At 74.7% G+C, this 25,295-nt stretch carries 23 protein-coding genes; 7 read left to right on the plus strand and 16 right to left on the minus strand.

The genetic code is table 11. The features are described 5' to 3' along the window. The first annotated feature begins 88 nt into the window (after nucleotides 1-88). The gene (locus tag BMY40_RS15955; RefSeq protein ID WP_093660041.1) at nucleotides 89-736 is read left to right on the plus strand and encodes a phosphatidylserine decarboxylase; all 648 of its coding nucleotides are present in this window, start codon (nucleotides 89-91) and stop codon (nucleotides 734-736) included. After that, nucleotides 723-1,580, plus strand: a complete 858-nt coding sequence (gene pssA / locus BMY40_RS15960; protein WP_177214024.1) for a CDP-diacylglycerol--serine O-phosphatidyltransferase — start codon at nucleotides 723-725, stop codon at nucleotides 1,578-1,580. The genes BMY40_RS15955 and pssA overlap by 14 nt, the downstream gene beginning before the upstream one ends. Before the next feature lie 389 nt (nucleotides 1,581-1,969). Here the strand turns inward: pssA and BMY40_RS15965 are convergent, their stop codons facing one another. The 6 genes from BMY40_RS15965 to BMY40_RS15990 form a co-directional block, all read right to left on the minus strand. Further along, nucleotides 1,970-3,259, minus strand: a complete 1,290-nt coding sequence (locus BMY40_RS15965; protein ID WP_093660045.1) for an ABC transporter substrate-binding protein — start codon at nucleotides 3,257-3,259, stop codon at nucleotides 1,970-1,972. Continuing rightward, a complete protein-coding gene (locus BMY40_RS15970; protein ID WP_093660328.1) occupies nucleotides 3,256-4,308 on the minus strand; it encodes a branched-chain amino acid ABC transporter permease in 1,053 nt (350 codons plus the stop codon). Before BMY40_RS15970 ends, BMY40_RS15965 begins: the two co-directional genes overlap by 4 nt. 121 nt (nucleotides 4,309-4,429) lie before the next feature. After that, nucleotides 4,430-5,320, minus strand: a complete 891-nt coding sequence (locus BMY40_RS15975; protein WP_093660047.1) for a branched-chain amino acid ABC transporter permease — start codon at nucleotides 5,318-5,320, stop codon at nucleotides 4,430-4,432. After that, nucleotides 5,317-6,075 carry an ABC transporter ATP-binding protein gene (locus tag BMY40_RS15980; protein WP_342745076.1) on the minus strand — a complete coding sequence of 253 codons (759 nt, stop codon included), beginning with the start codon at nucleotides 6,073-6,075 and terminating at the stop codon, nucleotides 5,317-5,319. Before BMY40_RS15980 ends, BMY40_RS15975 begins: the two co-directional genes overlap by 4 nt. Before the next feature lie 80 nt (nucleotides 6,076-6,155). Next, nucleotides 6,156-6,992: an ABC transporter ATP-binding protein gene (locus BMY40_RS15985; RefSeq protein ID WP_093660049.1), complete on the minus strand. Its 837-nt coding sequence runs from the start codon at nucleotides 6,990-6,992 to the stop codon at nucleotides 6,156-6,158. 274 nt (nucleotides 6,993-7,266) lie between these two features. Continuing rightward, nucleotides 7,267-8,415 (minus strand): glycerate kinase, encoded by a 1,149-nt coding sequence (locus BMY40_RS15990; protein WP_245770130.1) that lies wholly within the window; start codon nucleotides 8,413-8,415, stop codon nucleotides 7,267-7,269. A 151-nt stretch (nucleotides 8,416-8,566) separates the two neighbouring features. On the opposite strand from BMY40_RS15990, the gene BMY40_RS15995 reads away from it, so the two are divergent. After that, entirely contained in the window at nucleotides 8,567-10,282 is a 1,716-nt protein-coding gene (locus BMY40_RS15995; RefSeq protein WP_093660053.1) for a BCCT family transporter, read from the plus strand. Nucleotides 10,283-10,457: 175 nt separating this feature from the next. Here the strand turns inward: BMY40_RS15995 and BMY40_RS16000 are convergent, their stop codons facing one another. The 4 genes from BMY40_RS16000 to BMY40_RS16015 all read right to left on the minus strand — a co-directional run bounded on the left by BMY40_RS16000 (nucleotide 10,458) and on the right by BMY40_RS16015 (nucleotide 14,932). Continuing rightward, nucleotides 10,458-10,661 (minus strand): type II toxin-antitoxin system VapB family antitoxin, encoded by a 204-nt coding sequence (locus tag BMY40_RS16000; RefSeq protein ID WP_093660055.1) that lies wholly within the window; start codon nucleotides 10,659-10,661, stop codon nucleotides 10,458-10,460. 63 nt (nucleotides 10,662-10,724) lie between these two features. Further along, nucleotides 10,725-12,140: a phytoene desaturase family protein gene (locus BMY40_RS16005; RefSeq protein WP_177214036.1), complete on the minus strand. Its 1,416-nt coding sequence runs from the start codon at nucleotides 12,138-12,140 to the stop codon at nucleotides 10,725-10,727. A 45-nt stretch (nucleotides 12,141-12,185) separates the two neighbouring features. Continuing rightward, a complete protein-coding gene (locus BMY40_RS16010) occupies nucleotides 12,186-12,995 on the minus strand; it encodes an inositol monophosphatase family protein (RefSeq protein WP_093660059.1) in 810 nt (269 codons plus the stop codon). A gap of 122 nt (nucleotides 12,996-13,117) precedes the next feature. Next, nucleotides 13,118-14,932 carry a gamma-glutamyltransferase family protein gene (locus tag BMY40_RS16015; protein WP_093660061.1) on the minus strand — a complete coding sequence of 605 codons (1,815 nt, stop codon included), beginning with the start codon at nucleotides 14,930-14,932 and terminating at the stop codon, nucleotides 13,118-13,120. A 137-nt stretch (nucleotides 14,933-15,069) separates the two neighbouring features. Between BMY40_RS16015 and BMY40_RS16020 the strand changes: the two genes are divergently transcribed. Continuing rightward, nucleotides 15,070-15,867 (plus strand): SIR2 family NAD-dependent protein deacylase, encoded by a 798-nt coding sequence (locus tag BMY40_RS16020; protein ID WP_093660063.1) that lies wholly within the window; start codon nucleotides 15,070-15,072, stop codon nucleotides 15,865-15,867. Nucleotides 15,868-15,924: 57 nt separating this feature from the next. On the opposite strand, the gene BMY40_RS16025 is transcribed toward BMY40_RS16020, so the two are convergent. Further along, a complete protein-coding gene (locus BMY40_RS16025) occupies nucleotides 15,925-17,325 on the minus strand; it encodes a hypothetical protein (RefSeq protein WP_245770131.1) in 1,401 nt (466 codons plus the stop codon). A gap of 133 nt (nucleotides 17,326-17,458) precedes the next feature. On the opposite strand from BMY40_RS16025, the gene BMY40_RS16030 reads away from it, so the two are divergent. Both BMY40_RS16030 and BMY40_RS16035 read left to right on the plus strand, forming a co-directional pair. After that, nucleotides 17,459-18,235, plus strand: coding sequence for a hypothetical protein (locus BMY40_RS16030; protein WP_093660067.1), 777 nt, complete (start codon nucleotides 17,459-17,461; stop codon nucleotides 18,233-18,235). Nucleotides 18,236-18,414: 179 nt separating this feature from the next. Continuing rightward, nucleotides 18,415-19,170 (plus strand): GntR family transcriptional regulator, encoded by a 756-nt coding sequence (locus BMY40_RS16035; protein ID WP_093660069.1) that lies wholly within the window; start codon nucleotides 18,415-18,417, stop codon nucleotides 19,168-19,170. An 85-nt stretch (nucleotides 19,171-19,255) separates the two neighbouring features. Here the strand turns inward: BMY40_RS16035 and BMY40_RS16040 are convergent, their stop codons facing one another. The 5 genes from BMY40_RS16040 to BMY40_RS16060 form a co-directional block, all read right to left on the minus strand. Beyond that, entirely contained in the window at nucleotides 19,256-19,699 is a 444-nt protein-coding gene (locus tag BMY40_RS16040) for a DUF6278 family protein (protein WP_093660071.1), read from the minus strand. A gap of 56 nt (nucleotides 19,700-19,755) precedes the next feature. Further along, the gene (locus tag BMY40_RS16045; RefSeq protein WP_093660073.1) at nucleotides 19,756-20,544 is read right to left on the minus strand and encodes an exodeoxyribonuclease III; all 789 of its coding nucleotides are present in this window, start codon (nucleotides 20,542-20,544) and stop codon (nucleotides 19,756-19,758) included. A gap of 85 nt (nucleotides 20,545-20,629) precedes the next feature. Next, nucleotides 20,630-21,295: an MBL fold metallo-hydrolase gene (locus tag BMY40_RS16050; protein WP_093660075.1), complete on the minus strand. Its 666-nt coding sequence runs from the start codon at nucleotides 21,293-21,295 to the stop codon at nucleotides 20,630-20,632. 93 nt (nucleotides 21,296-21,388) lie between these two features. After that, complete coding sequence (pcaDC, locus tag BMY40_RS16055; RefSeq protein WP_093660077.1) at nucleotides 21,389-22,708, minus strand: bifunctional 3-oxoadipate enol-lactonase/4-carboxymuconolactone decarboxylase PcaDC; 1,320 nt, start codon at nucleotides 22,706-22,708, stop codon at nucleotides 21,389-21,391. Nucleotides 22,709-22,843: 135 nt separating this feature from the next. Next, on the minus strand, nucleotides 22,844-23,809 hold the full coding sequence (locus BMY40_RS16060) for a glycoside hydrolase family 6 protein (protein WP_093660079.1): 966 nt from the start codon (nucleotides 23,807-23,809) through the stop codon (nucleotides 22,844-22,846). A gap of 417 nt (nucleotides 23,810-24,226) precedes the next feature. Between BMY40_RS16060 and BMY40_RS16065 the strand changes: the two genes are divergently transcribed. Further along, nucleotides 24,227-25,240, plus strand: a complete 1,014-nt coding sequence (locus BMY40_RS16065) for a LacI family DNA-binding transcriptional regulator (RefSeq protein WP_093660081.1) — start codon at nucleotides 24,227-24,229, stop codon at nucleotides 25,238-25,240. The last annotated feature ends 55 nt before the right edge of the window (nucleotides 25,241-25,295 follow it).

The raw sequence follows: 25,295 nt of genomic DNA on the forward strand, positions 1-25,295 counted from the left end.
TGCCCAGTTGCCACCGGTAACCGATAGCATCCCGGGAAAGCCGCCGTCCCCCGTGTTTACGCGGCACCCTCCGCTACGAAGGTCATCCATGCCCCACAGCCCATCCTCTGCACAACGCGGCCGTATCCGTCTCGCGCGCGGAGCATCGCCGTGGCTCCTCCCGACCGTCGCCACCGCAGCCCTCAGCCTGGTCCGCGCCAGGCGCTCGAGAGGCGCAGCGGCGGCGGCAGTGCCCGCCACCGCCCTGGCGGCGGGCATGCTGTGGTTCTTCCGCGACCCCGAGCGAGAGATCGCCCAGGGCCGCGTCATCTCCCCGGCCGACGGCGTGGTGCAGAGCATCATGCCGTGGAAGGACGGGCGCACCCGCGTCGCGATCTTCATGAGCCCGTTGAACGTCCACGTCAACCGCGCCCCGCTGGCGGGCACGGTGACGTCCGTCGAGCACGTGCCCGGCGGCTTCGTTCCGGCGTTCAACAAGGAGAGCGAGAACAACGAGCGGGTCGTCTGGCACTTCGACACCGAGCTGGGCGACATCGAGATGGTCCAGATCGCCGGCGCCGTGGCCCGGCGGATCGTGCCGTACGTCGAGCAGGGCGCCAAGGTCGAGCAGGGTGAGCGGATCGGTCTGATCCGCTTCGGCTCCCGCGTCGACCTCTACCTCCCGGAGGGCGTCGAGGTCGCCGTCGAGGTCGGCCAGCCCACGACCGCGGGGGTGACTCGCCTTGACCGTGACTGACCCCAAGACCCAGTGGGTCCCCGAGGCCGGTCCGGAGGACGACGGCGACGAGATGGGCGACATGCCGCTGTCCATGCGGCTGTCGATAGCCGACGCGCTCACCCTGGGCAACGCCACCTGCGGCTTCCTGGCGGTGTACTTCACCACCACCGGCGTCCTGATCCCGCACCTGACGGGCAACGGCGACGGCGGCATGGCCCGGCACAGCGCCGCGACCGCCGTGATGCTGATGCTGCTGGCCTCGGTCTTCGACCTCTTCGACGGACTCGTGGCACGCAAGCTGCGCAGCTCGGCGATGGGCGCGGAGCTGGACAACCTCTCCGACCTGATCAGCTTCGGGCTGGCTCCCGCGTACTTCGTGCTGGTCTGGGGGATGGTGGCCAACGACGCGCACCAGGGCGTCTCGGCGCTCGCCGGGATCGTGGTGCTGCTGGCGGTGGTGCTGCGGCTCGCCAGGTTCTCCTGCGTCACCCTGCCCAACGGGGTGTTCCAGGGCATGCCCAGCCCCTTCGGGGCGCTGACGGTCGTCTCTATCGTCCTGCTGGAGCTGCCGTTCGTCCCGACGCTGCTGGCCATCGTCGGTGTGGCCTGGCTGATGGTGAGCCGGGTGGAGTACCCCAAGCCGCGCGGGCTGCTGGCCGTGGCGATGCTCGGCTGGATCGTGCTGAGCATGGGCCTGCTGACGGCCTGGGCGTTCGACGCCCCGGGCGGTGAGCTGCTGCTGCAGACCGGCTGTGCGCTGCAGCTGGTGCTGGGCGCGGTGATCCCGCTGTTCGCCACCGCGCGCCGGGTCAACACCTTCCGCGACAACCGCCGCGAGGCACGGGCGGCGGCCCAGCCCTAACCGCCGGCAGCGGCGGCGCAGGCCGGTTCATACCTCGGGCGCCGGACGGATTCCATGGAATCCGTCCGGCGCCCGGTGTTTTCCCGCCTTCTCCTCCTGTTCCGCGCCTTCCCGGCCCGCGCCGGAATACACCAGCGGATTTGCCGGGAGACACCGGCGGGCCGTGCCGGGGTTCCGGCGCGGCCCGCCGGAAGGGGTACGGAGCCCCGGGGGCGCTCCGGGCAGGGCGCGGGCACGGTGCCGGCGGGCGGGCGAGCGTTCCACGGTGCGGGCGGCCCCGCGCCGTGGAACGCCGCGGGGCCCGGGCTCGTACGAGCCCGGGCCCCGCGTCCGCACCGTCCGGCCGCCGCCCCCGTCACGGCGGGCACGGACGCCTGGTCAGCGCGCGGTCACTTCTCGAAGGAGAACGCCTGGGCGTTCTTCGAGGCCTCCGCCTCGCGGTACACCTTCAGTCCGCCCTCGGTCTTCCCGTCCGGCTTGAGGATGAAGCTCTCCCGCGTCGAGGGCAGCCCGGGGTCGGAGAAGTCGTGCCGGATGCCGAAGCCCCCGTCGTGGTCCTCCATGGACGTCAGCGCCTTGACCACGCCCTCCCGGGTGAGGTCCTTGTCGTCGCACGCCTGCTTCAGCGCCGCGCCGAAGACGGAGGCGGCGCTCCAGCCCGCGGCCACGCCGTTGTCGAGGATGTCGTCGGGGTAGGCCTCGGCGTACTTACGGGCCAGCCTGGCCGGCTCCGGCTCCTCCGATCCGATGGGCAGGGTCGAGGCGGCCACGTAGTAGTCCTTCTGCAGGACCGGACCGGCCTGGGTCTTCAGCAGCTGCGGCGCGAACGCCGAGTTGTTGCCGATGATCGGCACGTTCAGGCCGGCGGCCGCCGACACACCGACCAGGGAGGCCGCCTGGCGCGGCCCGGCGCTGATCACGATGGCCTTCACACCGGCCTTCTTGAACGCCGCCACCTGCGCGGACATGTCCTCGTCGGTCGGCTTGATCTTCTGCTCCACCAGGGTCAGCCCGGCCTTCTGGGCCGCGTGCTCGGCGCCCTTCAGGGCGTTCTCGCCGTAGTCGCCCTCGAAGTAGACGTGGCCGATCGTGTCGCCCTCGGCGATCTTCCCCTCCTTCAGCAGGAAGTCGATGGCGTTGACCGTCTCCACGTCGTAGGTGGCGCCGATGACCCGGATGTACTCGCTGCCCAGCAGGTCGGCGGACCAGGCCTGCGGCAGCACCAGCACCTTGTGCTGGCCGTCGATCCGCTCCTTGACCGCGCTGACGAACGGCGAGCCGAGGAACTGCACGAAGCCCACCACCTTGGGCTGCAGCTCGGTGTAGGCGGGGATCGCCTTGCCCGCGTCGTAGCCGTGGTCGCGGACGGTCAGCTCCAGTTTCCGCCCGCAGATCCCGCCGTCGGAGTTGATCTGGTCGATGTAGAGCTGCTGCGCCTGGGTGACGCTCTTGCCCAGGGAGGCGTAGACACCGGTCATGTCGGTGAGGGCGCCGATCCGGATGGTCTCGTCCGTCACGCCCTTGTCGGTCCGCACGCCGTCGGCGCCGGTGCCGGCGCCGCCGGAGTCCCCGCCGCCCGCCTTGGAACTGCATCCCGTGGCGATGAGGGCGAGGGCGGTCGCGGCGACCACCGCGGCGGCGCGTGCCGTGTGCTTCTTCTGCGTCTTCACAGTCTTCATGCCTCGTCTTTCTGAGTGTGACCGCGGCGGGCGGCGAGCCGCACCAGGCCGCCCGGCAGGAACAGCACGATCGCCACGATCGCGGCGCCGTACAGGTAGCGGGACATCTCTCCCGGTGCGACCCCGCCCGTTCCGGGGGCGGAGACCAGGGGCAGGGCCTCGCTGTAGCGGGTGAGGATCTGGGGCAGCAGGGTGACGAACACCGCCCCGGTGACGGCTCCGGAGACCGAGCCCAGACCGCCGATGACGATCATGGCCAGGTACTCCAGGGCCAGGACGATGCCGAAGTACTCGGGCACGGTCTGCTGGAAGACCAGCGCCAGCAGCACGCCGGCCAGGCCCGCGTACATCGAGGACAGGACGAACACCCCCGCCCGCTGGCGGGCCACCGGCACGCCCATCACCCCGGCCGCGATCCGGTGGTCGCGGATGGCGTTCAGCGCCCGGCCCGGGCGGTCGCGCAGCACCCCGTGCGCGAAGAAGGCGCACACCGCCAGCAGTACCAGCCCGGCGTACCAGAGCTTCTCCATCGACTGGAACGGCACGGCGGCGACCACGGTCTCGGTGTCGTCGAAGGTGAGGCCGAACAGCGACAGCGGCGGGACGGGGCGGCCGTTGTAACCGCCCGTCAGATCGTGGGCGTTGAGCAGCACGTGCTGGCCGATGAAGACCAGTGCCAGGGTGGCGATGCCCAGGTACGCGCCCCGCAGCCGTCCGGCGATCGGGCTGAACAGCCCGCCCGCCAGACCGGCCAGGGCCACCGCGCCGGTCACCGCCAGCCAGCCGGGCAGGCCCAGGCCGGTCAGCTCCCCGTCGCGTCCGCCGGCCAGCACGCAGTAGCCGTACGCGCCGACGGCGAGGAAGAAGGAGTGGCCCAGGGAGAGCTGTCCGGTGGCGCCGGTCAGCAGATTCAGCCCGATCGCGCCGATGGCGGCGGCCATGGCCAGCAGTCCGGCCTGGAGCCAGAAGCGGTCGAGGTAGAAGGGCAGGGCGAGCAGCAGCAGGCCCCCCGCGGCCGCCGTGTACGCGGTGGCGCGGCGCGGCGGCAGGACACGGGCGCGTGCCCGGCGGCCGTGCCGCCCGCCGGTGGAGCCGGCGGTGGACGAGGGGGCCTCGGAGGCCGCGGGCCCGGCGGGGGCGGGGGCGGCGGAGACGGAGGTCTCGGCGGGCTCAGACACGGGACAGCTCCCTCGTTCCGAACAGACCCGCCGGGCGCACCAGCAGGACCAGGAGCATCACCAGATAGGGGGCGAGGTCGCCGATGCCCCGGCCCAGGAAGGTCAGGTCGCTCTGGTAGCCGGCGGCCATGGACTGGGTGACTCCGATGATCAGCCCGCCGGCCAGGGCTCCGGTGGTGGAGTCCAGTCCGCCCAGGATCGCGGCGGGGAAGGCCTTGAGCGCCACCAGGGAGGTGCCGCGCTCCAGGCCGGGGGTGGGGAAGACGGTCAGGAACAGGGCGGCGACCGTGGCCAGCCCGCCCGCCACCGCCCAGGCCGAGGAGGACACCCGTCCCAGCCGGATGCCCATCAGCGCCGCTGTCTCGGGGTGCTCGGCCACCGCTCTCATCGCCACGCCCCAGGAGGTGAAGCGGAAGGCCAGCAGGAAGGCGCCGATGATGAGGGTGGCGGTGACGAAGGCGGCCACCCGGGTCTGCGGGATGCTGACCGCTCCGAGGGTGAGCACCTCGTCGCCCCACGGGTCGCCCATGGGCAGGACGCGGGCGCCGATCTGCCGGGTCAGCTCGGTGACCAGCACGATGTCGACGCCGATGGTGACGATGGCCAGCACGCTGTGGTCGTGTCCGCGGTAGCGGCGGATCACCAGGAACTCCACCAGCGCGCCCACCGCCGCCGCGCCCGCGACGCCCACCAGCAGGGCCGCCCAGAACCCGATGTCGTCCCGGAGCACGGCGGTCAGGTAGCCGCCGGCCAGCAGCAGGGAGGCGTGGGCGAAGTTCACCACCTCGGTCGCCTTGAAGATGATCACGAAGCCGAGGGCGATCAGCGCGTAGACCGAGCCGATGGACAGCCCGCTCAGCAGCAGTTCGACGAAGGTCGTCATGCGCTCGCCGCCTCCTGCCCCAGATAGGCGCGGACGACCGCGGGGTCGCGCTGGACCTCGTCGGGTGTGCCGTCGGCGATCCTGCGGCCGAAGTCGAGTACGGTCACCGCGTCGGCGAGCCGCATCACCATTCCCATGTCGTGCTCCACCAGGACGATCGAGATGCCGAGCCCCTCGCGCACGCCCGCGATCAGGGACGCGGTGCGGCGGCGCTCGTCGGCGGTCATGCCGGCCACGGGCTCGTCCAGGAGCAGCAGCCGGGGTTCCATGCACAGCGCGCGGCCGAGTTCGACGAGTTTCTGCAGCCCGTACGGCAGCGAGCCGGCCGGCTGGTCCAGATAGGGCTCCAGACCGGTGAACTCGGCGATCTCCCGCACCCGTTCGCGGTGCCGGGCCGCCTCGCGCGCGGCCCGCGGCAGGCGGAGCCCGGCGGCCAGGTAGCCGGTGCGGGTCAGCCGGTGGCGGCCGAGCATCAGGCTGTCGGCGACCGTGGTGTACGGGGAGAGCGCGATGTTCTGGAAGGTGCGGGCCACACCGAGGGAGGCGATCGCGTGCGGCGCCAGCCCGGTCAGCTCCTCGTCGCCGAAGCGGACGCTGCCGGACGTGGCGCGGTAGACGCCGGACAGGACGTTGAAGGTGGTGGACTTCCCCGCGCCGTTGGGGCCGATGACCGCGTGGACGCTGCCCGGCTCGACGGTGAAGGAGACCGCGTCCAGCGCGGTGAGCCCGGCGAAGCGCACGGTGAGGTCGTTCACCCGCAGCGCGGGGACGTCTGCTCCGGCCGGTGCCGTTTCCGGTGCCGGTCCCGATGCCGGCGCCGGGGTGCCGGGGGCCGTCACGCCGACCACCTGCGCAGGGGCGCGGCCGGGTGCGGGGCTCCCTCGGAGACGCCCTCGGCGCCGGCGCCCTCCGGGGCGCCGGGGTGCCCGGGGTCGTCGGTGATGCCCAGGTAGCGGCGGCGCACCTCGTCGGAGGCGGCGAGTTCGTCCGCGTCCCCCGCCAGGACCACCTCCCCGACCTCCAGGACGACCGCGGAGGAGGCCAGCCGCAGCGCGATCGCCGCGTTCTGCTCGACCAGCAGCACCGAGGTGCCCTGGGCGTTGATCTCCCGTACGGTCTCGGCGATCCGGTCGGCCATCAGGGGGGCGAGGCCGAGGGAGGGCTCGTCCAGGAGCAGCAGTTTCGGACGGGCCATCAGGGCACGGCCCATGGCGAGCATCTGCTGCTCGCCGCCGGAGAGCAGTCCGGCCCGCTGGTGCGCCCGCTGCGCCAGCACCGGGAACAGTTCGTGGACCCGCGCCTGCGCCTCGGCGGCCGCCCGGCGGCCGCCGGCCGCGCCGAGCGCACCGGCGCGGAGGTTGTCGGCCACGGTCATCCGGGCGAACACCTGCCGCCCCTCGGGCACCTGCACGACTCCGGCGGCCACCACCTGGGCGGGGGTGAGGCCGTCCAGCCGCCGTCCGGCGAAGGAGACCGTGCCGGAGCCGATCGTCCCGCCGTGGAAGCGCAGGGTGCGCGAGACGGCGCGGAGCAGGGTGGTCTTGCCGGCGCCGTTGCCGCCGAGGACGGCGACCACCGCGCCCTCGGGTACATCAACGGAGACCGAGTTCAGCGCCCGTACCGGGCCGTAGCCCACGGACACCCCCCGGACCTCCAGCGAAGCGGCCGTCATCGGCCCTCCTCTTCTTCCGTCCTGTCCCCCGGTGGGCTCCACCGGGATCACGGCGCTCACCCCAGCACCGGCCGCGAAGGGCCGTCCACGGCCGGTGGGCGAATCGCTGCCGGTGACCAGAGGTGCGTGGGCCCGGCTGTGCACGGGCACAGCGGACCCGCGGCCTCCGCTCCCGGGCGGACGGCGCGGTGTCGCGGAAGGGGGCGGGAGGGAGGCTGCGCCGGACAGGCCGAAGGCCCGGACCGCGCGGTGCGGTCCGGGCCTTCGGGGCAGGTCACAGGCGGTCGGCCGCCAGCCGCTCGGCCGCCCGCTCCAGCAGCGGCCCGGCCTGCGCCATGCAGACGGCCGGGTCCGGTTCGAGGTCGGTCAGCGCGTACGCCGCCTCGATCCCGGCGGCCCGCAGCTCGTCCTCGCCGATGGCCAGGCGCCCGCACACCGCGACCACGGGCCGGCCCGCCCGGCGGGCGGCGGCGGCCACCCCGGCGGGTGCCTTGCCGCGCAGGGTCTGGGCGTCCAGCGAGCCCTCGCCGGTGATCACCAGATCGGCGCGTTCCAGGGCGCCGGCGAAGCCCAGCACCTCCAGCAGCACCTCGATGCCGGGCCGGAAGGAGGCGTCGAGCGCGGCCAGTGCGGCGTAGCCGACGCCGCCGGCCGCGCCCGCGCCGGGCCGCCGGGCCAGGTGCGCGGCGCGCGGGCCGAGGACCGTCTCCAGCACGCGGGCGTAGTGGGCGAGCGCGGCGTCCAGGGCCTCCACGTCCGCTTCCCGCGCTCCCTTCTGGGGTCCGTAGACGGCCGCGGCTCCGTGGGGACCGGTGAGCGGGTTGTCGACATCGCCGGCCAGGATGATCTCGATGTCCCTCAGCCTCGGGTCCAGTCCCGACAGATCGGCCGTCGCCAGGTGGCGCAGCGGTCCGCCGCCGGGCTGCAGGGGCCTGCCGCCGGCGTCGAGGAAGCGGGCGCCGAGCGCGGTGAGCATGCCCGCGCCGCCGTCGGTGGTGGCGGAGCCGCCCACCCCGAGGATGACGGTGCGCGCTCCGGCCTCCAGCGCCGCGAGCAGCACCTCGCCGGTGCCGTAGGTGGTGGCCGACAGCGGGGCGAAGACGCCCTCGGGCATCTTCTGGAGGCCGGAGGCCTGGGCCATCTCCACCACGGCGGTGTCGCCGCGCAGCGCGTAGGAGGCGGTGACCGCCTTGCCCAGCGGCCCGGTCACCGCCGTCCGGCGCAGCGCGAACCCTGCGGCGGCCGCCGCGTCGACGGTGCCGTCGCCGCCGTCGGCGACGGGCAGCGCCTCGATCGCGGTGCCGGGGCGGGCCCGGCGGATCCCGGCCGCGGTGTGCTCGGCCACCTGGGCGGCGGTGAGCGACCCCTTGAACTTGTCCGCGGCGATCAGCACGCGGCCTGTCTCGGTGTGTGTCGTTTCCACGCGGTCTCTCTTGTGTCTCGAACAGGCTGTCGCGCCGTCTAGACCCTACCGATGGCGGGCATGCGGGACCACGGCGCACCGTCGGGCGTCCCCTCGCCCGCACGGCGCGTCCGTGCATGGAACCGTATGAACCATTTCATAGTTGGGTGATATGAGCACCGATGTGAGCAAACCGCCCCGAGAACCCGCCCCGGAGACGGCCCGCGAGGACCCTCCCCCGGACACCGGGATGATCGCCATCGGGGTGACGGCCGTGCTGGTCGTGGTGGCCTGGGCGGCCATCGGCACGGACGGTTTCTCCTCCGTCTCCACGACCGCGCTGAACTGGGTGCTGGGAAACTTCGGCTGGCTGTTCACCCTGGCCGCCAACCTCTTCCTGGTCCTGTGCGTGGTGATCGCGGTCAGCCGCTTCGGCCGGATCAGGCTCGGGAGGGACTCCGACGAGCCGGAGTTCTCCAACCTGGCGTGGATCGCGATGATGTTTAGCGCCGGCATGGGCATCGGCCTGATGTTCTACGGCGTCGGCGAGCCGCTGACGTACTACGTCGACCCGCCGCCCTTCGGCGACGTCCAGGGCGGCAGCGGCGCCGCCGAGCGCACCGCGCTGGAGTACTCCTTCTTCCACTGGACGCTGCACCCCTGGGCCATCTACGGCGTGGCCGGCCTCGCCCTGGCCTACGTCACCTTCCGCAAGGGCCGCGGCAACCGCATCAGTTCGGTCTTCGTCCCGCTGCTGGGCGAGCGCCGCGCGAACGGCTGGCCCGGCCGGGTCATCGACCTGCTGGCCGTCTTCGCCACGGTCTTCGGCACCGCCACCAGTCTGGGCCTGGGGGCCCTGCAGGTGGCCAAGGGCCTGAACCTGACGGTCGGCTGGGAGGACACCCGGGAACTGGAACTGCTGGTCATCCTGGTGCTGTCGGCCGCGTTCGTGGTCTCGGCGTTCTCCGGGCTGCACCGGGGCATCAAGTGGCTCAGCAGCATGAACGTGGTGCTCGCCGCCGCGCTGATGGGCTTCGTCTTCCTGCTGGGCCCGACCGTGTTCATCCTCGACGCGATCCCGGCCGGAGTCGGCGCCTACCTCCAGGACCTCCTGGTGCTCTCCAGCCGGACCGGTGCGTTCGGCAACAAGGACTGGCTGGGCACCTGGACGATCTTCTACTGGGCGTGGTGGCTGTCGTGGGCCCCGTTCGTGGGCACCTTCATCGCCCGCATCTCCCGCGGCCGCACCATCCGCGAGTTCCTGACCGGCGTCCTGCTGGTGCCCAGCGGCGCCACGGTCGTCTGGTTCTGCGTGATGGGCGGCAGCGCCATGCGGCTGGACGACACCGGCGAGGCCGACCTGGCCGGAAGGCTGGAGGAGGGCGTGGAGGCGTCGCTGTTCGGCCTGCTGGAGGCCCTGCCGCTGGGCACGGTCACCTCGGTGATCGCGATGATCCTGGTGATGACCTACTTCATCACCAGCGCCGACTCCGCCTCCCTGGTGATGGGCTCGCTGACCTCCCGCGGCGCGCTGCACCCGCGCGAGTGGCTGGTCGTCGTCTGGGGTGTGCTGATGGCCTCGGTGGCCGCCGTGCTGCTGCTGGCGGGCGGCCTGGACGGGCTGAAGACCGGGACGATCCTGGTGGCGCTGCCCTTCGTGCTGGTGATGCTGGCGCTGTGCTGGTCGCTGGTGAAGGAGCTGCGCGAGGACCCGGGCGCCGGGCCGCCCCGCCACCATCCGCTGCACGGGGCGCGCGAGGCCATCCGGGCGATGGTCGGCGAGGCCGTCAGCGAGCAGCGCAGCGCCCGCCGCCATCCGCGGCTGCGGCGGGCGGCCGAGGGCGGCAAGGCGTCGGCGCGGGACGGGGAGGACCCGCAGGGTTCCTGACGTTCCTCACGGCCCGCCCCGGAGCAGGCCGGCGTGCCCCCGCCTCCGGCCGGGCGGCGCGCCGGCCTCGGCGGGCGGAAGCGCTCGCGGCGGGCCTGCTGCGCCCCGGCCGCGGCGGGCGCTTCGGGGCGTTCCCGGCGGGAAGGCCCCGTGCGGCGGCGGCCCGCCCCGGGCTTCAGCCCTCCTGGATCCTGGGCGTCGTGTCGATCTCCCGCAGCCGGACCTCCGCCTCCTCGCCCGTGCGCGTCTCGGTGCGGTGGCCGCGTGCGACGTAGTCGCGCACGACCGCCTCGATCGCGTCGCGGGGGTTGCCGATCCCGCTCAGCACCATGACCTCGACGACCAGTTCGGTGTCGAGTGCGATCTCCGTCTTCGCCATGGCGGCACTCTAGCCCCCGCCCGCCCCGGCGGGGAGCCCGTCGCACGGGCCTGCGGCGGCGCGCTACGCGCGCTGCCGCAGGCGGCGCCAGACCGCCTTCGCCGCGTTGTGGCCGGACATGCCGTGGACGCCCGGGCCCGGCCAGGTGGCCGACGAGCACAGGAAGACGGCCGGGTGGGCGGTGGCGTACGGGACGCGGGCGAGCCCCGGGCGCAGCAGGGTCTGCAGCCCGGTGAAGGCGCCGCAGGCGATGTCGCCGCCGACGTAGTTGGCGTTGCGGGTGGCCAGCTCCGGCGGGCCCGCCGTGGCGCGGGCCAGCACCCGGTCGCGGAAGCCGGGCGCGAGGCGCTCGATCTGCCGCTCGACCGCCTCGGTGGCGTCCCCGCTCCAGCCGCGCGGCACATGGCCGTACGCCCAGAACACGTGCTTGCCCTCCGGCGCCCGGCCCGGGTCCACCAGGCTGGGCTGGGCGGTGATCAGGAACGGCGTCCGGGGCTGGACGCCCTCGGTGGAGGCGGCGCGCAGCGCGGCGGCGATCTCGCCGCTGGAGGGGCCGATGTGCACGGTCCCGGCCCGGCGGGCGGCCCCGGAGGTCCACGGGACCGGCCCGTCCAGGGCGTAGTCGATCTTGAAGACGCCGGCCCCGTACCGGAAGCGCCGGTAGGCGTCGCCCAGTCCGGCGATCCGCGCCAGCGCGGTGGGCGAGGTGTCGAAGACGTAGGCGCGGGCGGGCGGCAGTTCGTCCAGCCGCCGCACCTCCACCCCGGTGTGGATCTCGCCCCCCAGGTCGCGCAGGTAGGCGGCGAGCGCGTCGGACAGGGACTGGGAGCCGCCGCGCGGCATCGGCCAGCCGACCTCGTGCGCGGCCAGCGCGAAGACCAGGGCGATGCCGCCGGTGGCGGGCGAGGTGGTCGGGCCGATGGCGTGGGCGGCCAGCCCGAACATCAGCGCACGGGCCCTGTCGTCGTGGAAGCGGCGCGCCAGCCAGTCCACCGGCTGCAGCCCCAGCAGCCCGAAGCGGGCCAGCGTGACCGGGTCGCGCGGCAGCCCGTCCCACGGCACCTTGAAAAAGTCGCCGACCAGGGTCTTCCAGCGCCCCAGGAACGGCGCCACCAGCCGGCGGTACGTCCCCGCGTCGCGCGGCCCGAACGAGGCGGCCGTCTCGGCCGGCGAGCGGGCCAGCACCCCGGCCGTGCCGTCGGGGAAGGGGTGGGCCAGGGGCAGCTCGGGGTGGAGCCACTCGAGGCCGTACCGCTCGGTGAGCGGCATCGCGGAGAAGGCGGGCGAGCCGACACCCAGCGGATGTACGGCCGAGCAGGGGTCGTGCCGGAAGCCGGGCAGCGTCAGCTCCTCGGTGCGCGCCCCTCCCCCGACCGACTCCATCGCCTCGAACAGTTCGACGGAGAAGCCCCGCCGGGCCAGTTCCACCGCGGCGGTCAGCCCGTTCGGACCGGCTCCCACCACGACCACGTCCCGCATCGACGCCACGTCGGATTCTCCCCTCGGCGCTGAGGTCTGACCGGCTCAGGCCAGCAGGGAGAGGATACGACGCACCGTCAGGGCGTCCCGGGCCGCCGTGAAGGGCAGCGCGTTGCCGCCCGCCAGGCGGAACGGCTTCCCCTCCAGCGTGGCGTGGCCGCCGCCAGCCTCGGCCACCAGCAGCAGCCCGGCGGCGTGGTCCCAGGCGTTCTCCCAGGTGAAGGCCACCGCGTCGAGCGCGCCGCGCGCCACGTTCAGATACTCCAGGCCCGCCGAGCCGCACGGCCGGGGCCTGATCCCCTGGGTGTGCAGGCCCTCCAGGGTGCGCTTCTGCGCGTCGGTGGTGAAGTCCGGGTGCGAGTGGGCGACTTCCAAGGGCGCGTCCGGCACGGGGCTGCCGGAGCGGATCTCCTCGCCGTTGAGGCGCGCGCCCTCGCCGCGCAGGGCGACGGCCAGCTCCTCGCGCGCGGGCGCGTACGTCCAGGAGGCCAGCAGCTCGTCACCGCGGGCGAGGGCCACCAGGGTGCAGAAGCCGGGGTCGCCGTGGACGAACTGGCGGGTGCCGTCCACCGGGTCCACGATCCACACCGGCGCCTCGCCGCCCAGCGCTCGGTAGACCGCCGGGTTGTCGTGCACCGCCTCCTCGCCGACGACCACCGAGCCGGGCAGCAGCGCGGTCAGGGCCCCGGTCAGGTGCTCCTCGGCGCGCCGGTCGGCGATGGTCACCAGATCGTGCGGGCCGCTCTTCTCGGTCACCTCGTGAGCGGCCAGCTGCCGCCAGCGCGGCATGATCTCGGCGGCCGCGGCCTTGCGCACGGCCTCCTCGACCCCTGTCAGCAGTTCGTCGTCGATCATCACTCCATGGAAACACGCCACCGGGGGTTCCCGCCGGACGGCGGATGGCCGCGGGGTGAACGGATCCCCCGGTCCGCCCGCCCGTCCGCCGCCGTCTCTGCCGCCGCCACCGCCGGAGGCCGTCAGCGGCCCACCGCGTAGCCCTGCATGCCGCGCGGGTTGGCCGCCGCCGACAGCACGCCCGTCTCCGGGTCGCGGGCGACCGCGCACAGCCGCCCCTCCGTCCAGGGGCCGCCGACGGTCACCAGATGCCCGCGCCGCCTCAGCTCGCGGACGGCCTCCTCCCCGGCGCGGGACTCCACCGTGACGGCGCCCGGCCGCATGGCGCGCGGCCAGAACGAGCCGGGGAAGCCCTCGTGGTGCCAGTTCGGTGCGTCGATCGCGCCCTGGAGGTCGTATCCGCCGCGCACCGGCTCCCGCAGGGCGACGGCGAGGAGGAAGTGGGTCTGCCACTGGTCCTGCTGGTCCCCGCCGGGCGTGCCGAAGGCGAGGACCGGCTCCCCGCCGCGCAGCGCGAGCGAGGGGGTGAGGGTGGTGCGCGGGCGGCGGCCGGGGGTGAGGGTGTTGGGCAGCCCGGGCTCCAGCCAGGCCATCTGGAGCCGGGTGCCGAGCGGGAAGCCGAGGGCGGGCACGACGGGGTTGGACTGGAGCCAGCCGCCGCTGGGCGTGGCGCTGACCATGTTGCCCCAGCGGTCCACCACGTCCAGGTGGCAGGTGTCGCCGGCCGTCGCGCCGTCGCGGGCCACGGTGGGCTCGCCGGTGCCCGCCGCCCGGTCCCCGGCCCGTGCGGCGGCCTCGGCGGCTTCGGTGGCGTGGGCGCCGAGCCGGGGGGCGCGCCCGCCGGGGCTGCCGGGGCGCAGCTCGTGGGAGGCGCTCTCGCCGATGAGGGCCCGGCGCCGCGCGGTGTAGGCGTCGGAGAGCAGGTCCTCGACCGGTACGGTGTCGGCCCCCTGCGCGTCGCCGTACCAGGCCTCGCGGTCGGCGAAGGCGAGCTTGCTCGCCTCTATCAGGGTGTGGAGGTACTCCCCCGTGCCGTACTCCGGGCCGCTTCCGGGCAGGTCCGCCAGGAGGGCGAGCTGCTGGAGCAGCACCGGGCCCTGCGACCAGGGGCCGGCCTTGCAGACCGTCCAGCCGTTCCAGTCGTAGGTGACGGGCTCCTCGTAGGAGGCGGACCAGGAGGCCATGTCGTCGCCGGTGAGGGTGCCGGCGTGGCGCTCGCCGGAGGTGTCCATGGCGGGGCGGGCGGCGAAGTCGGAGAGCGCCTCGGCCACGAAGCCCTCGCGCCACACCCGCCGCGCGGCCTCTATGCGCCCCTCGCGTCCTCTCCCGGCCGCCTCCGCCTCGGCCAGCAGCCGCCGCCAGGTGGCGGCGAGGACGGGGTTGCGCAGCAGCGCGCCGGGCGCCGGGGAGCGCCCGGCGGGCAGATACAGCTCGGCGGAGGTCGTCCACTCCGTCTCGAACAGTTCGCGCACCCGCTCCACCGTCGCCCCGATCCCCGGTACGGCCGGGTGGCCGTGCTCGGCATAGCCGATGGCGTACTTCAGCACGTCCGCGGGCTCCCGGGTCCCGTGGTCGCGCAGCAGCGTCATCCAGGCGTCGAACGCGCCGGGGACGGCGGCGGCCAGCGGGCCGGTGCCGGGCACCAGCTCCAGGCCGAGCGAGGTGTAGTGCTCCACCGTCGCGCCGCGCGGCGCGGGTCCCTGCCCGCACAGCACCCGTACCGGGCCTCCGGCGGGCGCCAGGATGACCGGCACCTCCCCGGCGGGGCCGTTGAGGTGCGGTTCGACGACCTGGAGGACGAAGCCCGCCGCGACGGCCGCGTCGAAGGCGTTGCCGCCGTCCTCCAGCACCGCCATGGCGGAGGCGGAGGCCAGCCAGTGGGTACTGGAGACCATGCCGAAGGTGCCCTGAAGGGTCGGACGGGTGGTGAAGGTCATCGGCTCGGCTCCCGGGGCAGGCGGTCGGCGGGTGGGCACGGTCCGCGGGCGCGGCGTGTCCGGGCGCAGTGTGCCACCACCGCAGCCGGACGGAAACGCGGTCGAGGTCCGGGGCCCGGCTGCGTAGGCTCGAAGCCATGAGCACGCAGGGCAGGCGGAGCGCACAGCGCTCCGACGGGAAGGCCGGGGACGGGAAGACCGGGGCGGGCCGGAGGCCGCTGGTGGCCATCCTCAGCGGCGCGGGGATCTCCACCGACTCCGGGATCCCCGACTACCGCGGCCCGAACGGCGTGTGGCGCAAGGATCCCGAGGCGGAGAAGCTCGTCACCTACGAGCACTACGTCAACGACCCGGAGATCCGCCGCCGCTCCTGGCGGATGCGGCTGGACGGCCCGGCGCTGCGGGCCAGGCCGAACGCCGCGCACGAGGCCGTGGTGCGGCTGGAGCGCTCCGGGGTGCCGGTGCGGGTGATCACCCAGAACGTGGACGGGCTGCACCAGATGGCCGGGATGCCCGAGCGCAAGGTACTGGAGCTGCACGGGACCGCGCGGGCCGTGGTGTGCACCGGGTGCCGTGCCCGTTCGGAGATGGAGCGGGCGCTGGAGCGGGTGCGGGCCGGGGTCGCGGACCCCGAGTGCCTGCGGTGCGGCGGCATCCTGAAGTCGGCCACCGTGATGTTCGGCGAGGCGCTGGATCCGCAGGTGCTGGGCGAGGCACTGGCCATCGCCAGGGCGTGCGAGGTGTTCGTCGCGGTCGGTACCAGCCTGCAGGTGCAGCCGGCCGCCTCGCTGGCCGGGATCGCCGCCGAGCACGGTGCGCGGCTGGTGATCGTCAACGCCGAGCCCACGCCGTACGACCCGCTGGCCGAGCGGGTGGTGCGCGAGCCGATCGGACGGGCGCTGCCGGCCCTGCTGGAGGAGCTGGCGGCGGGCTGAGGTCCCCGGCACGGCCGCGCCGGGCGTCCCGGACGCCGGCGGGCTCGGCCGGGGCGGTCACCGGCCCGCGACGGGGCGTCCCCGGGCCAGCACCCCCTCGATGTCCCTGCGGCGGCGGTCGGAGACCCGTGCCGCGGCCGCCAGCAGCAGGGGCGTCAGGGCGGCCGGGTCGGCCGCCACGGCCTCGGCCGCCTCCTCCGGGCGCCGGGCCCGGACCACCGCCGACAGCAGTTCGACGGCCCCGGAGCCGAGGCCCGCCCCGTGCAGGGCGAGCGCGGCTGCGGCAACCTCCGCCGCCGGGCGCGCGGCCGCCTGCCGCAGCAGCCGTCCGCAGTCCCCGGCGCGGCCCGCGGCGGCGAGCGCTCCGGCGGCCTCGGCCAGGGGGCCGGGCGGCAGGCACGCGGCCTCCCACAGCAGGTCCGCGACATCGGCGTCCATACCGGCCTGCTCCAGACGTTCGACCAGCACCGGCAGAAGGGGGGCGGGACGGCCCGCGGCCTCGCACAGCAGGGCGTGGGCCTCCCCGGTGCGGCCCCGGGCGCGCAGCCCGGCCAGCCGGGCGACGGTCTCGTCGCACTCCCTCCGGGCGCGGGCCGCCCGGGCCGCGGCCTCGGCCGGGTCCTTCGGCCGGGCCGTCCTCTCGTCCCCCTCGTCCCCCGCCCCGGCGAACCGGGCCCCGCGCGGGGCGGGTACGGCCGAGGCGGGTACGGGGCCGGCCGGTGCGGCGGCCGGGTCGGCCCGCGCCCCGGTCTCCAGCCCGGCGAACCGGGCCCCGCGCGGCCGGGCGCGCACGGGGCCGGACGGCGGCGGGGGCGAGGGGAGGCGGCCGGATCCGAGGCCGTGCTCGGGGCCGTGCTCGGGCTCGTGGCCCGGATCGGCCCCGGTACGGGCCACCAGGGCGGCCAGGCGCTCGCGCAGTTCCCGGCAGCGGGCCGTGGCGCGGGCCCGGTCGTCGCGTGCCCAGGCGAGGTCGGCGGCCAGGCGGCCGGCGCCGGCCGGGTGGCCGCCCGCCACCAGCGCGCGGGCCAGGGCCTGTTCGCGGTGGGCCGCGTGCCGCTGCTCGCGCAGCGTCCGCGCCAGCACGTCCCGCAGTTCGGCGGCCCGCCGCCGCGGGTCGCCAGCCGCCTCGTCGCAGGCGGTGAGCGACGCCAGGTACAGCGTCCTCAGCCATGCGGCCCGGGGGCGGGCCCGTCGGGGGCCCCGGCGCACGGTGAGGTCGTCCAGCAGGGAGGCGACCACGTCCCACGGCGGGATCCGGCGGCCCGCCAGGCAGGCGGCCAGCCCCTCGGGGTCACGCCGGGCGAAGACCCCGTACCATCCGGCGGCCGGGTCGAGTTCGGCGGCGAGCGCGGTGAGCGCGGCCGCGAACTCGGCGGCCTCGGGCACGTCCGGACCACCGGGTACGTCGAGGCCGGCAGCGGCCCGGTGGATGCTGCCGGTCGGTTGCGGCACTGGCATGGGGCCATGGCACACCGGCCGTGTTTCGCCGGCCGTCACCGCCGTGCTACGAACAGTTTTCGCACCTTCCCCGCCTCCCACTTCCTTGTCATGTTTCGGACAGAGAGGGCATCCGGCGATACGCTTCCGCCCCATGGACGACAACCTGCGCGACATCGTGCTGGGCGTGCTCGCGGCCGGCATCACCACATCGCTCGGCTGGTTCGGCCGCACCTACCTGTGGCGCCGGAGACTCCGCCGCAAACAGCGCTTCTTCGGGCTGCCGGAGCACTCCGAGTGCCTGCTGGTGGTCGGCCGCAAGGCGGCCACCGGGGAAGGCGCCGTCTCCCGCGACGATGTGTTCGCCCTGCTGGAACTGTCCGCCCTGATCAAGGACTGCGGCGCGAACGCGCAGGTGCTGTCGCACGAGAACGCCCGCCAGGGCTTCGGCGAGCGGACCGAGTTCTGCGTCGGAGGCCCCGCGTCGAACCGCCGGACGGCGGCCCATCTCCACTCCCTGCTGCCGGGGGTCCGGATCGACACCACCCCCGAGCCGGGCCCGGACCAGGCCTCGTTCACCATCGGCGGCGAGCGCTACCGGATGGAGCGGGGATCGGTGGAGTACGTCCTGCTCGCCCGGCTCACCGCGGGCGAGGGCTCCCATCCGGTGTTCGTCTTCTGCGGCCAGCGGGCCGTCACCAACCAGGCCGCCGCCCGCCACCTCGCCCGCCACCACGTCCGGCTGGCGCGCAGGTACGGCACCGACGGCGACTTCTGCCTGCTGCTGAAGGTGGTCAACTCCCAGGCGTACGGACCCGATGTCGTCGAACTGGTCGCGGACGTCACCCAGGCCGCCACCACCGCGCCGTCCGCGCCCGTGCCCCCGCCCGCCCGCCGCCAGCACCGGGCGCGCAGCCGGACCGAGGGCTGATCCGGTCAAGCACCTCAATGCGCAAGGAGTTTGCAGAACCGGGTACCGATGTCGCCGAGGTGTTCCCGATGATGTTGCCCACGACGCCTCATGCGGCGGAGGCCCTCCTCCTACCCTGTTGACCCAGGTACGGAGACGTTCCCACCCCCCGCAGGCGGCAGCACGGAGAGGAGTCCCGGATGGGCGACAGCAGACCGGTCTACCAGCGGATCGCCGACGATCTGCGGCAGCAGATCGACGAGGGGGTCCTGGCCGTGGGCTCCCGCATCCCCTCGCGTTCGGAGCTGAAGCGCACCTACGCCGCCAGCGACCAGACCGTGGACCGGGCGGTGCGCGTGCTGAAGGCCGCCGGCTACGCGGAGGGGCAGTTCGGGCGGGGAGTGTTCGTCACCGACCGCAGCCCCGTCGGCAGCCTGCTGCGCACCGGCGAGGCGGTGGATTCCCCGTTCGCGGCCCGGCTGCTGGCCGGTTCCTCGGCCGCTCCCCCGCTGCTGTGGGAGGCCACCTCCACCGCCACCGGGGCCCCGCCGCGGATAGCCGAGCGGCTGGGGATCGGCGCGGGCGACCGGGTGATGTGCACGCGGTACGAGTACCTCGCCGACCGGCGCCCGCTCCAGCTCGCCACCAGCTGGGAGCCGCTGGCGCTCACCGAGGGCACCGAGGTGGTCTTCCCCGAGCGCGGCCCGTACGCCCGGCGCGGAGTACGCGAGCGGTTCGCGGCCATCGGCCTCCCCGTGGTGAAGGCCACCGAGCTGGTCGGCTCGCGGTCGGCCACCAGCACGGAGTCGCAGGCCCTGGGCTGCTCGCCCGGGCAGTGCGTGACGGTCATCGAGCGCACCCACCACACGGCGGACGGCCAAGTCGTGGAGACCTCCGACATCGTGTTGCGCGCGGACCGGTGGCGGCTGGAGTACCACATCGCCTTCCCCGGCTGACGGACCGGCCGCGACCGGGGCCCCGGACCGGCCGCGCCTCGCCCGGCCTCCGCCCCCCACCGCCGCCGATCCGCCCGCCGCCCGCTCACGCCTCGGAGACCTCCGCGTACACCTGCGACAGCTCCGGTGCGCCGTCGAGGGCCCAGTCCAGGCCCGCCCCGACCACGTCGATCTCCCGGCCGGAGGCCAGGCGCACCACCGGCCGTCCGCTCGGCCACACCTGCCACACCGCGCCCGGCACCGTGCGGACGACGACGGTGCCCAGGTACAGGCCCGCGTCGTTGCCCAGCCGGGCGAGCGCCTCGGGGCCGTCGTCGCGCCAGCGCGGCAGGAGCTGGTCGAGGGCCGCCAGGGACTCGGGGGTGTCCGCCAGATCGATCCCCGCCGACTCGGCTTGCCTGCGCAGCAGTTCGCACTCGGACAGCAGCTGCGCCACTCCCTCGGCGTCGTGGGGGGCGGCTTCCATCACCGCCGTCCCCCGGGACCCGCCGTGCCTCTTGCGCCAGTTGTCCAGGAAGGGGATGTTCATACGCCTCAGCGTGACATCACCGGCGCGGCGAACGGCACAAGGCACGCGGGCGGAGCTCACACCTCCAGGTCGACGACGACCGGTGCGTGGTCGGACGCGCCCTTGCCCTTGCGCTCCTCGCGGTCGACGTAGGCGTCCTTCACCGCCGCCTCGAAGGCCGGGTTGCCGTAGACCAGGTCGATGCGCATGCCCTTGTTCTTGGGGAAGCCCAGCTGGCGGTAGTCCCAGTAGGTGTAGGGGCGGTCGTACTTCAGCGGGCGCGGCACGACGTCGGCCAGGCCCGCCGCGCGCAGTCCGGCCAGCGCCTCGCGCTCGGCCGGGGTGACGTGCGTGGCTCCCTCGAAGACGGCGGGGTCGTAGACGTCCTCGTCGGTCGGCGCGACGTTGTAGTCGCCGAGGATGGCGAAGGGCCGTCCTCCCGCCTCCCCCTCCGTCTCCCGTACCGCCAGCTCCCGCAGCGCGGCGAACCAGCGGAGCTTGTACTCGAAGTGCGGATGGCCCACCTCGCGGCCGTTGGGCACGTACACCGACCACACCCGCACTCCGCCGCAGGTGGCGCCCGCCGCGCGGGGCTCGGTGGCGCCCTCGTAGTCGGGCCCCGCGGGCAGGCCGATCACCGGGTCCTCCAGGCCCACCCGGGACAGCACCGCCACCCCGTTCCACCGGCCCGAGGCGTTGACCGCGGCCTCGTAGCCCAGCTCGCGCAGCGGCCCGGCCGGGAACGCCTCCGCCGTGCACTTCAGCTCCTGCAGGCACAGCACGTCCGTGCCGCTGCTCTCCAGCCAGGCCAGCAGCCGCTCGAGCCGCGAGGTGATCGAGTTGACGTTCCAGGTGGCGATACGCATGGCAGCGAATCTACCGCCCGGCGCCGACAGCCGGCGGGCGGCGGGCGGCAGCCGGCTGCCGGCGGGGCGCTCCTTCCGGTGGGGCTCAGCCCTCCCGCAGCGCGACGCTCTGCCCGGGCTCCAGCCGGGTGTGCTCCGCGCCGGCGGTGCCGGGGCCGTTCGGCCCGAGGAGCCGGCCGTAGACCAGGTGCCCGAAGTCCGACAGCAGCCCGTCGTGGACGTCGTAGGCCACGCGCGGCCGTACCTCGCGCACGTAGTCGACGACCTCGGCGACCTTGCTCCAGGGCGCGTGCACCGGCAGCAGCAGGGTGTCCACCGGGCGGCCGGGGACGGTCAGGGCGTCGCCGGGGTGGAAGACGGTGCCGGCCCCGGCCGCGGTGACGGCGTAGCCGACGTTGGTGACGCGCGGGATGTCGGGGTGGATGACGGCGTGCAGCTCGCCGTGCGCCTCCACCTCGAAGCCGGCGGCGGTGAAGGCGTCCCCGTCGCCGACGGTGTGGACCCGCCCGGGGAAGGCGGCCGAGATCCGCTCGGCGACGCTGCGCAGCGTCCAGATCTCCGCGGCCGGGTTCGCCTCCAGCGCGGCGCGCAGCCGGCTCTCGTCGAAGTGGTCGGGGTGCTCGTGGGTGACCAGGATCGCGTCCGCGCCGACGGCGGCGTCCGCCTCGCTGAAGCCGCCGGGGTCGATGACGAGCGTGCGTCCTTCGCGGTGCAGGGCGACGCAGGCGTGGCCCTTCTTGGTGAGCTCCATGGGGCCATTGTGCTCTCCGCGGCGCCTGTGCCGCCGGTGCGCCGGTGCCGTCCCGCCGTGCGGGCCGCGCCGCGCCCGCCGGTGCCGACCGCGTCAGTCGCGGGGGGCGGTCTCCTCCGCTATGACGCGCCGGGCGACGGCGAACGCGGCGCCGGCTGCGGGCATCCCGCAGTAGACGGCCGTGTGCAGCAGGACCTCCTTGATCTCCTGCGGGGTGAGCCCGTTGCGCAGCGCGGCGCGGGTGTGGGAGGCCAGCTCCTCCAGGTGCCCGCCGGCGGTGAGCGCGGTGAGGGTGACCACCGAGCGGGTGCGGCGGTCGATGCCGGTGCGGGCCCACACCTCGCCCCAGGCGTAGCGGGTCAGGAGGTCCTGGAAGTCGCCGGTGAAGTCGTCGGTCTCCTCGGCCACGCGGTCGACGTGGGCGTCGCCGAGCACGTCGCGGCGGAGCCTCAGGCCGGTGTCGTACGCGGCGCCGGGGTGGTGCCGGTGCTGCTCGCCGGCGGTCAGGGCGGCGACCGCGGCGCCGGCGGGCAGGGCGTCCGGCGCGCGGCCCGTGCCGGCGGCGGGCGCCTGGGCGGGGACCGGGACGGCCACCGGGGCGTCCCGCCGGCCGGCGGGGAGGGCGGCCGAGAAGTGCCCGGCCAGCAGCTCGGTGACCTCGCCCGGCCGTTCCACGGGGGCCATGTGGCAGGCGTCGGGGACGAGGGCGAGCCGGGCGTCGGGGATGCCCGCGACCAGGGCGCGGGCGTCCGCGGGCGGGGTGACCCGGTCCTCGGCCCCGGCGACGACCAGGGTGGGCACGCCGATGCGGGCCAGTTCCTGGCGTATGTCGAAGGAGACCAGCGCCTCGCAGGCGGCTATGTAGCAGCCGGGGTCGGTGGTGCGGACCATCTGGACGGCCCACTCGACGATGGCGGGCTGCGCGGCGGCGAAGGCGGGCGTGAACCAGCGCTCGGGGGTGGAGCGGGCTATGGGGTCCAGCCCGTTGGTGCGCACCACCACACCGCGCTGCCGCCAGGTGTCGGGGGTGGCGTAGCGCGGGGCGGAGGAGATCAGCGCCAGGGAGGTGAGCCGGCCGGGCGCGTCCAGCGCGATCCGGGCGCCCACGGCGCCGCCCAGGGAGCAGCCCGCGTAGGCGAAGCGGTCGGCGCCGGCGGCGTCGGCGGTGGCCAGCAGCCGGGCGGCGAGGTCGCCGACGGAGGTGGCGGGGTGGGCGGGGGCGCCGCCGTGGCCGGGCAGGTCGTAGCGGAGCACCCGCCAGTGGCGGCTGAGTTCGGGGACCTGGCGGTCCCACATGTGCCATGTGGTGCCGAGCGCGGGTCCCAGGATCAGGACCGGGGCGTGTTCCGGCCCGTCGACGCGGTACTGCAGGGTCTTGACTTCCGTCTCGCTCACCCGTTCACATTCCCACATCTCACAATCTTCACAGGCGGGGGGTGGGCGGGGCGGAAGGGTTTCCGGCCGGTGGGACGAGCCGGCGGCGGGCGCGGGAGGCGGTCGGTGCCCGTGGCCCGGGAGCGGGGACGGGCCGGGCCACGGGGTCAGGGGTCAGTAGCCGTAGATCATCTTGTAGGCGACCTCGGGGAGGAACTGGCCGGCCGAGGAGCCGGCTCCGACGCCGCAGTTGCCGTCGGACTCGCCCGGGACCTTGATCCACAGCAGCATCTCGGCGCCGCCGCCCAGCTGGGTGGGGGTGCCGATGCGGCGGCCTGCGGGGTTGCACCACTGGCCGTTGGAGCCGTTGCCGTTGCGGCTGGTGTCCACGGCGAACGGCTTGGTGTAGCCGTAGCGGGCCCTCAGTTCGTTGTTGACGGCGTTGCCGTAGGCGGTGTTCTCGGCCGTGGTGAAGTAGTTGGAGACGTTGAGCGAGAAGCCGTGGGCCTGCCGGAGGCCGGCTTCGTGCAGGCGCTGGGCCATGGTGGCCGGGGCGGTCCAGCCCGGGTTGCCGGCGTCGAGGTAGACCCAGGTATTGGGGGCCTGGCGGTTGAACTCGTTGAGGGCCCCGGTGAGCATGCGCTCGCGCTCGTCGATCTGGGCCTGCGTCATGCAGCCGTAGTCCCCGAGCGAGTCGGGTTCGAGGATCACGACAGCCGGGCGGTTGCCGATTCCGCCGGCGAACTGCGCGATCCAGTTCGCGTAGGCGGACGGCGAGGAGGCTCCGCCCGCGGAGTGCCCGCCGCAGTAGTCGCGGTTGTAGATGTTGTAGGCGACGAGCAGGGGCAGTTTGTCCGCGCGGTCCGCCGCCCCCGCGTATGCGCCCGTGGCGGCGTTGACGTCACCGCTCCACGAGCCGAACCAGCGGGCCGTCGGGGTGTTGGCGATGGAGGCGTTGATCGCGGACGCCCGGCCGTCGCCGGGGTTGGCGGCGACCCACCGCTTCGCGCTGGAGTCGGGGTCCACGTAGAACCCGTTGGTCATGGTGGTGGGGTCGGCGGCGTGGGCGGACGGTGCGACGGCGAGCGCCAGCGGCAGGGCGAGGAGCGCTGCTGTGAGGGCACGGATGCTGCGGCGCATGACGGTACCTCGGTTTCCTGGTGGGGGGTGCGTCGTGCGCCCTCGTTCCGGGCGTGCGACGCGCTGAAGGAGGTGCGGTGGTACGCCTCCCCCGCCGGAGACGGACTCTCCGGCGGGGAGAACACGCGCAAGGGACCGGCGGGGGTCGCTGGGACCGCTCCCACTGGAAGCGGTCCCAGCCGCCGAGATCCCTGGGGTGTGACAGGTATCGTGTGTTCGTGCTCGCCGGGCTGTCAAGTGTGCGGGCAAGCACCGCCGTTCACGCGGCGGAGTAACGTGCCCCGAGGCTGGAAGCGCTTCCAGTACCTACGGCCGGGGCCTTCGCCTCCTGTCCGCCCTGCCCGCCGGGCGGGTGGCAGCCGCGCGGGCGGGGATGAGACGCTTCCCGTCCGGTCGGCAGGGGGAGGCCCGAGGTCCATGGCAGAGGATGCGCCGCGTCGGCGGTCGACACTCGACGAGGTGGCCGAACTCGCGGGCGTGTCCCGTTCCGTGGCCTCCCGCGCCCTCAACAACGCGCCGCACGTCAGCCGCGCCAAACGCGAGGCGGTCGAGCGGGCCGTCCGGCGACTCGGTTACGTGCCCGACACGACCGCCCGGGCGCTGGCCACCCGCCAGACGGGGGTGGCCGCCCTGGTCGTCTCGGGAGAGGACCCGTCGATCTTCGCGGATCCGTTCTTCGCCCAGGTGATCGTGGGGGCGTCGGGCGCCCTGGAGGAGGCCGACCTGCACCTGATGCTGTGCCTGGCCGCCTCCGACCGGGGCCGCAAGCGGGTGGAGGAACTCCTTCGGTCCAAGGGCGCCGACGGCGTGATGCTGATGGCGCTGCGCGAGGACGATCCGCTGATCCGTACGGCCGAGGAGGCGGCGATGCCCGTCGTGTTCGGGGGGCGCCCGATCGGTCCGGCTCCCCGGTGGTACGTGGACGTCGACAACGTCGGCGGGGCCCGCGAGGCGACCGAGTACCTGGTCTCGCGCGGCCGGACCCGGGTGGCCGCGATCTGCGGGCGGCTGGACACCGAGGCCGGGCGTGCCCGGTACCGCGGCTACCGGGACGCCGTGCTGGCGGCCGGCCTCGATCCGTTCCCGCCGTACGAGGGGGACTTCACCGAGCCCAGCGGGGCCGCCGCCATGGCCTCGCTGCTGGCGGACCGCCCCGAGGTGGACGGGGTGTTCGCCGCCAACGACAACATGGGGGCGGGGGCACTGCGCACACTGCGCGAGGCCGGGCGGGCGGTCCCCGGCGACGTCGCCGTGGTCGGTTTCGACGACCTGACCGTCGCCCGGATCGCCGACCCGCCGCTCACCACCGTCCGGCAGCCCATACAGGCCCTCGGGCGGGAGATGGCTCGCATGCTCATCGCCCTCGTCAACGGGCAGGACCCCACCCCGCTGCTCCTGCCGACCCGGCTGGTCGTCCGCGCCAGCGCCTGACGCCCGGACCCGTCGGCCGGCGCCGCGGGCGAGGCGGCCGGATGGCCGGGCTCCC

Source organism: Streptomyces radiopugnans, assembly GCF_900110735.1.
GTDB lineage: Bacteria > Actinomycetota > Actinomycetes > Streptomycetales > Streptomycetaceae > Streptomyces > Streptomyces radiopugnans.

Coding starts and splice junctions, on each gene's coding strand:
- BMY40_RS16065 (WP_093660081.1), top strand. CDS start 24,227: ATGGCAGAGGATGCGCCGCGTCGGCGGTCGACACTCGACGAGGTGGCC.
- BMY40_RS16005 (WP_177214036.1), bottom strand. CDS start 12,140: ATGCGGGACGTGGTCGTGGTGGGAGCCGGTCCGAACGGGCTGACCGCC.
- BMY40_RS16035 (WP_093660069.1), top strand. CDS start 18,415: ATGGGCGACAGCAGACCGGTCTACCAGCGGATCGCCGACGATCTGCGG.
- BMY40_RS16015 (WP_093660061.1), bottom strand. CDS start 14,932: ATGACCTTCACCACCCGTCCGACCCTTCAGGGCACCTTCGGCATGGTC.
- BMY40_RS16030 (WP_093660067.1), top strand. CDS start 17,459: ATGGACGACAACCTGCGCGACATCGTGCTGGGCGTGCTCGCGGCCGGC.
- BMY40_RS16010 (WP_093660059.1), bottom strand. CDS start 12,995: ATGATCGACGACGAACTGCTGACAGGGGTCGAGGAGGCCGTGCGCAAG.
- BMY40_RS16050 (WP_093660075.1), bottom strand. CDS start 21,295: ATGGAGCTCACCAAGAAGGGCCACGCCTGCGTCGCCCTGCACCGCGAA.
- BMY40_RS15985 (WP_093660049.1), bottom strand. CDS start 6,992: ATGACGGCCGCTTCGCTGGAGGTCCGGGGGGTGTCCGTGGGCTACGGC.
- BMY40_RS15975 (WP_093660047.1), bottom strand. CDS start 5,320: ATGACGACCTTCGTCGAACTGCTGCTGAGCGGGCTGTCCATCGGCTCG.
- BMY40_RS16060 (WP_093660079.1), bottom strand. CDS start 23,809: ATGCGCCGCAGCATCCGTGCCCTCACAGCAGCGCTCCTCGCCCTGCCG.
- BMY40_RS16040 (WP_093660071.1), bottom strand. CDS start 19,699: ATGAACATCCCCTTCCTGGACAACTGGCGCAAGAGGCACGGCGGGTCC.
- BMY40_RS16020 (WP_093660063.1), top strand. CDS start 15,070: ATGAGCACGCAGGGCAGGCGGAGCGCACAGCGCTCCGACGGGAAGGCC.
- BMY40_RS16000 (WP_093660055.1), bottom strand. CDS start 10,661: ATGGCGAAGACGGAGATCGCACTCGACACCGAACTGGTCGTCGAGGTC.
- BMY40_RS16045 (WP_093660073.1), bottom strand. CDS start 20,544: ATGCGTATCGCCACCTGGAACGTCAACTCGATCACCTCGCGGCTCGAG.
- BMY40_RS15965 (WP_093660045.1), bottom strand. CDS start 3,259: ATGAAGACTGTGAAGACGCAGAAGAAGCACACGGCACGCGCCGCCGCG.
- BMY40_RS15955 (WP_093660041.1), top strand. CDS start 89: ATGCCCCACAGCCCATCCTCTGCACAACGCGGCCGTATCCGTCTCGCG.
- pcaDC (WP_093660077.1), bottom strand. CDS start 22,708: ATGTGGGAATGTGAACGGGTGAGCGAGACGGAAGTCAAGACCCTGCAG.
- BMY40_RS15995 (WP_093660053.1), top strand. CDS start 8,567: ATGAGCACCGATGTGAGCAAACCGCCCCGAGAACCCGCCCCGGAGACG.
- BMY40_RS16025 (WP_245770131.1), bottom strand. CDS start 17,325: ATGCCAGTGCCGCAACCGACCGGCAGCATCCACCGGGCCGCTGCCGGC.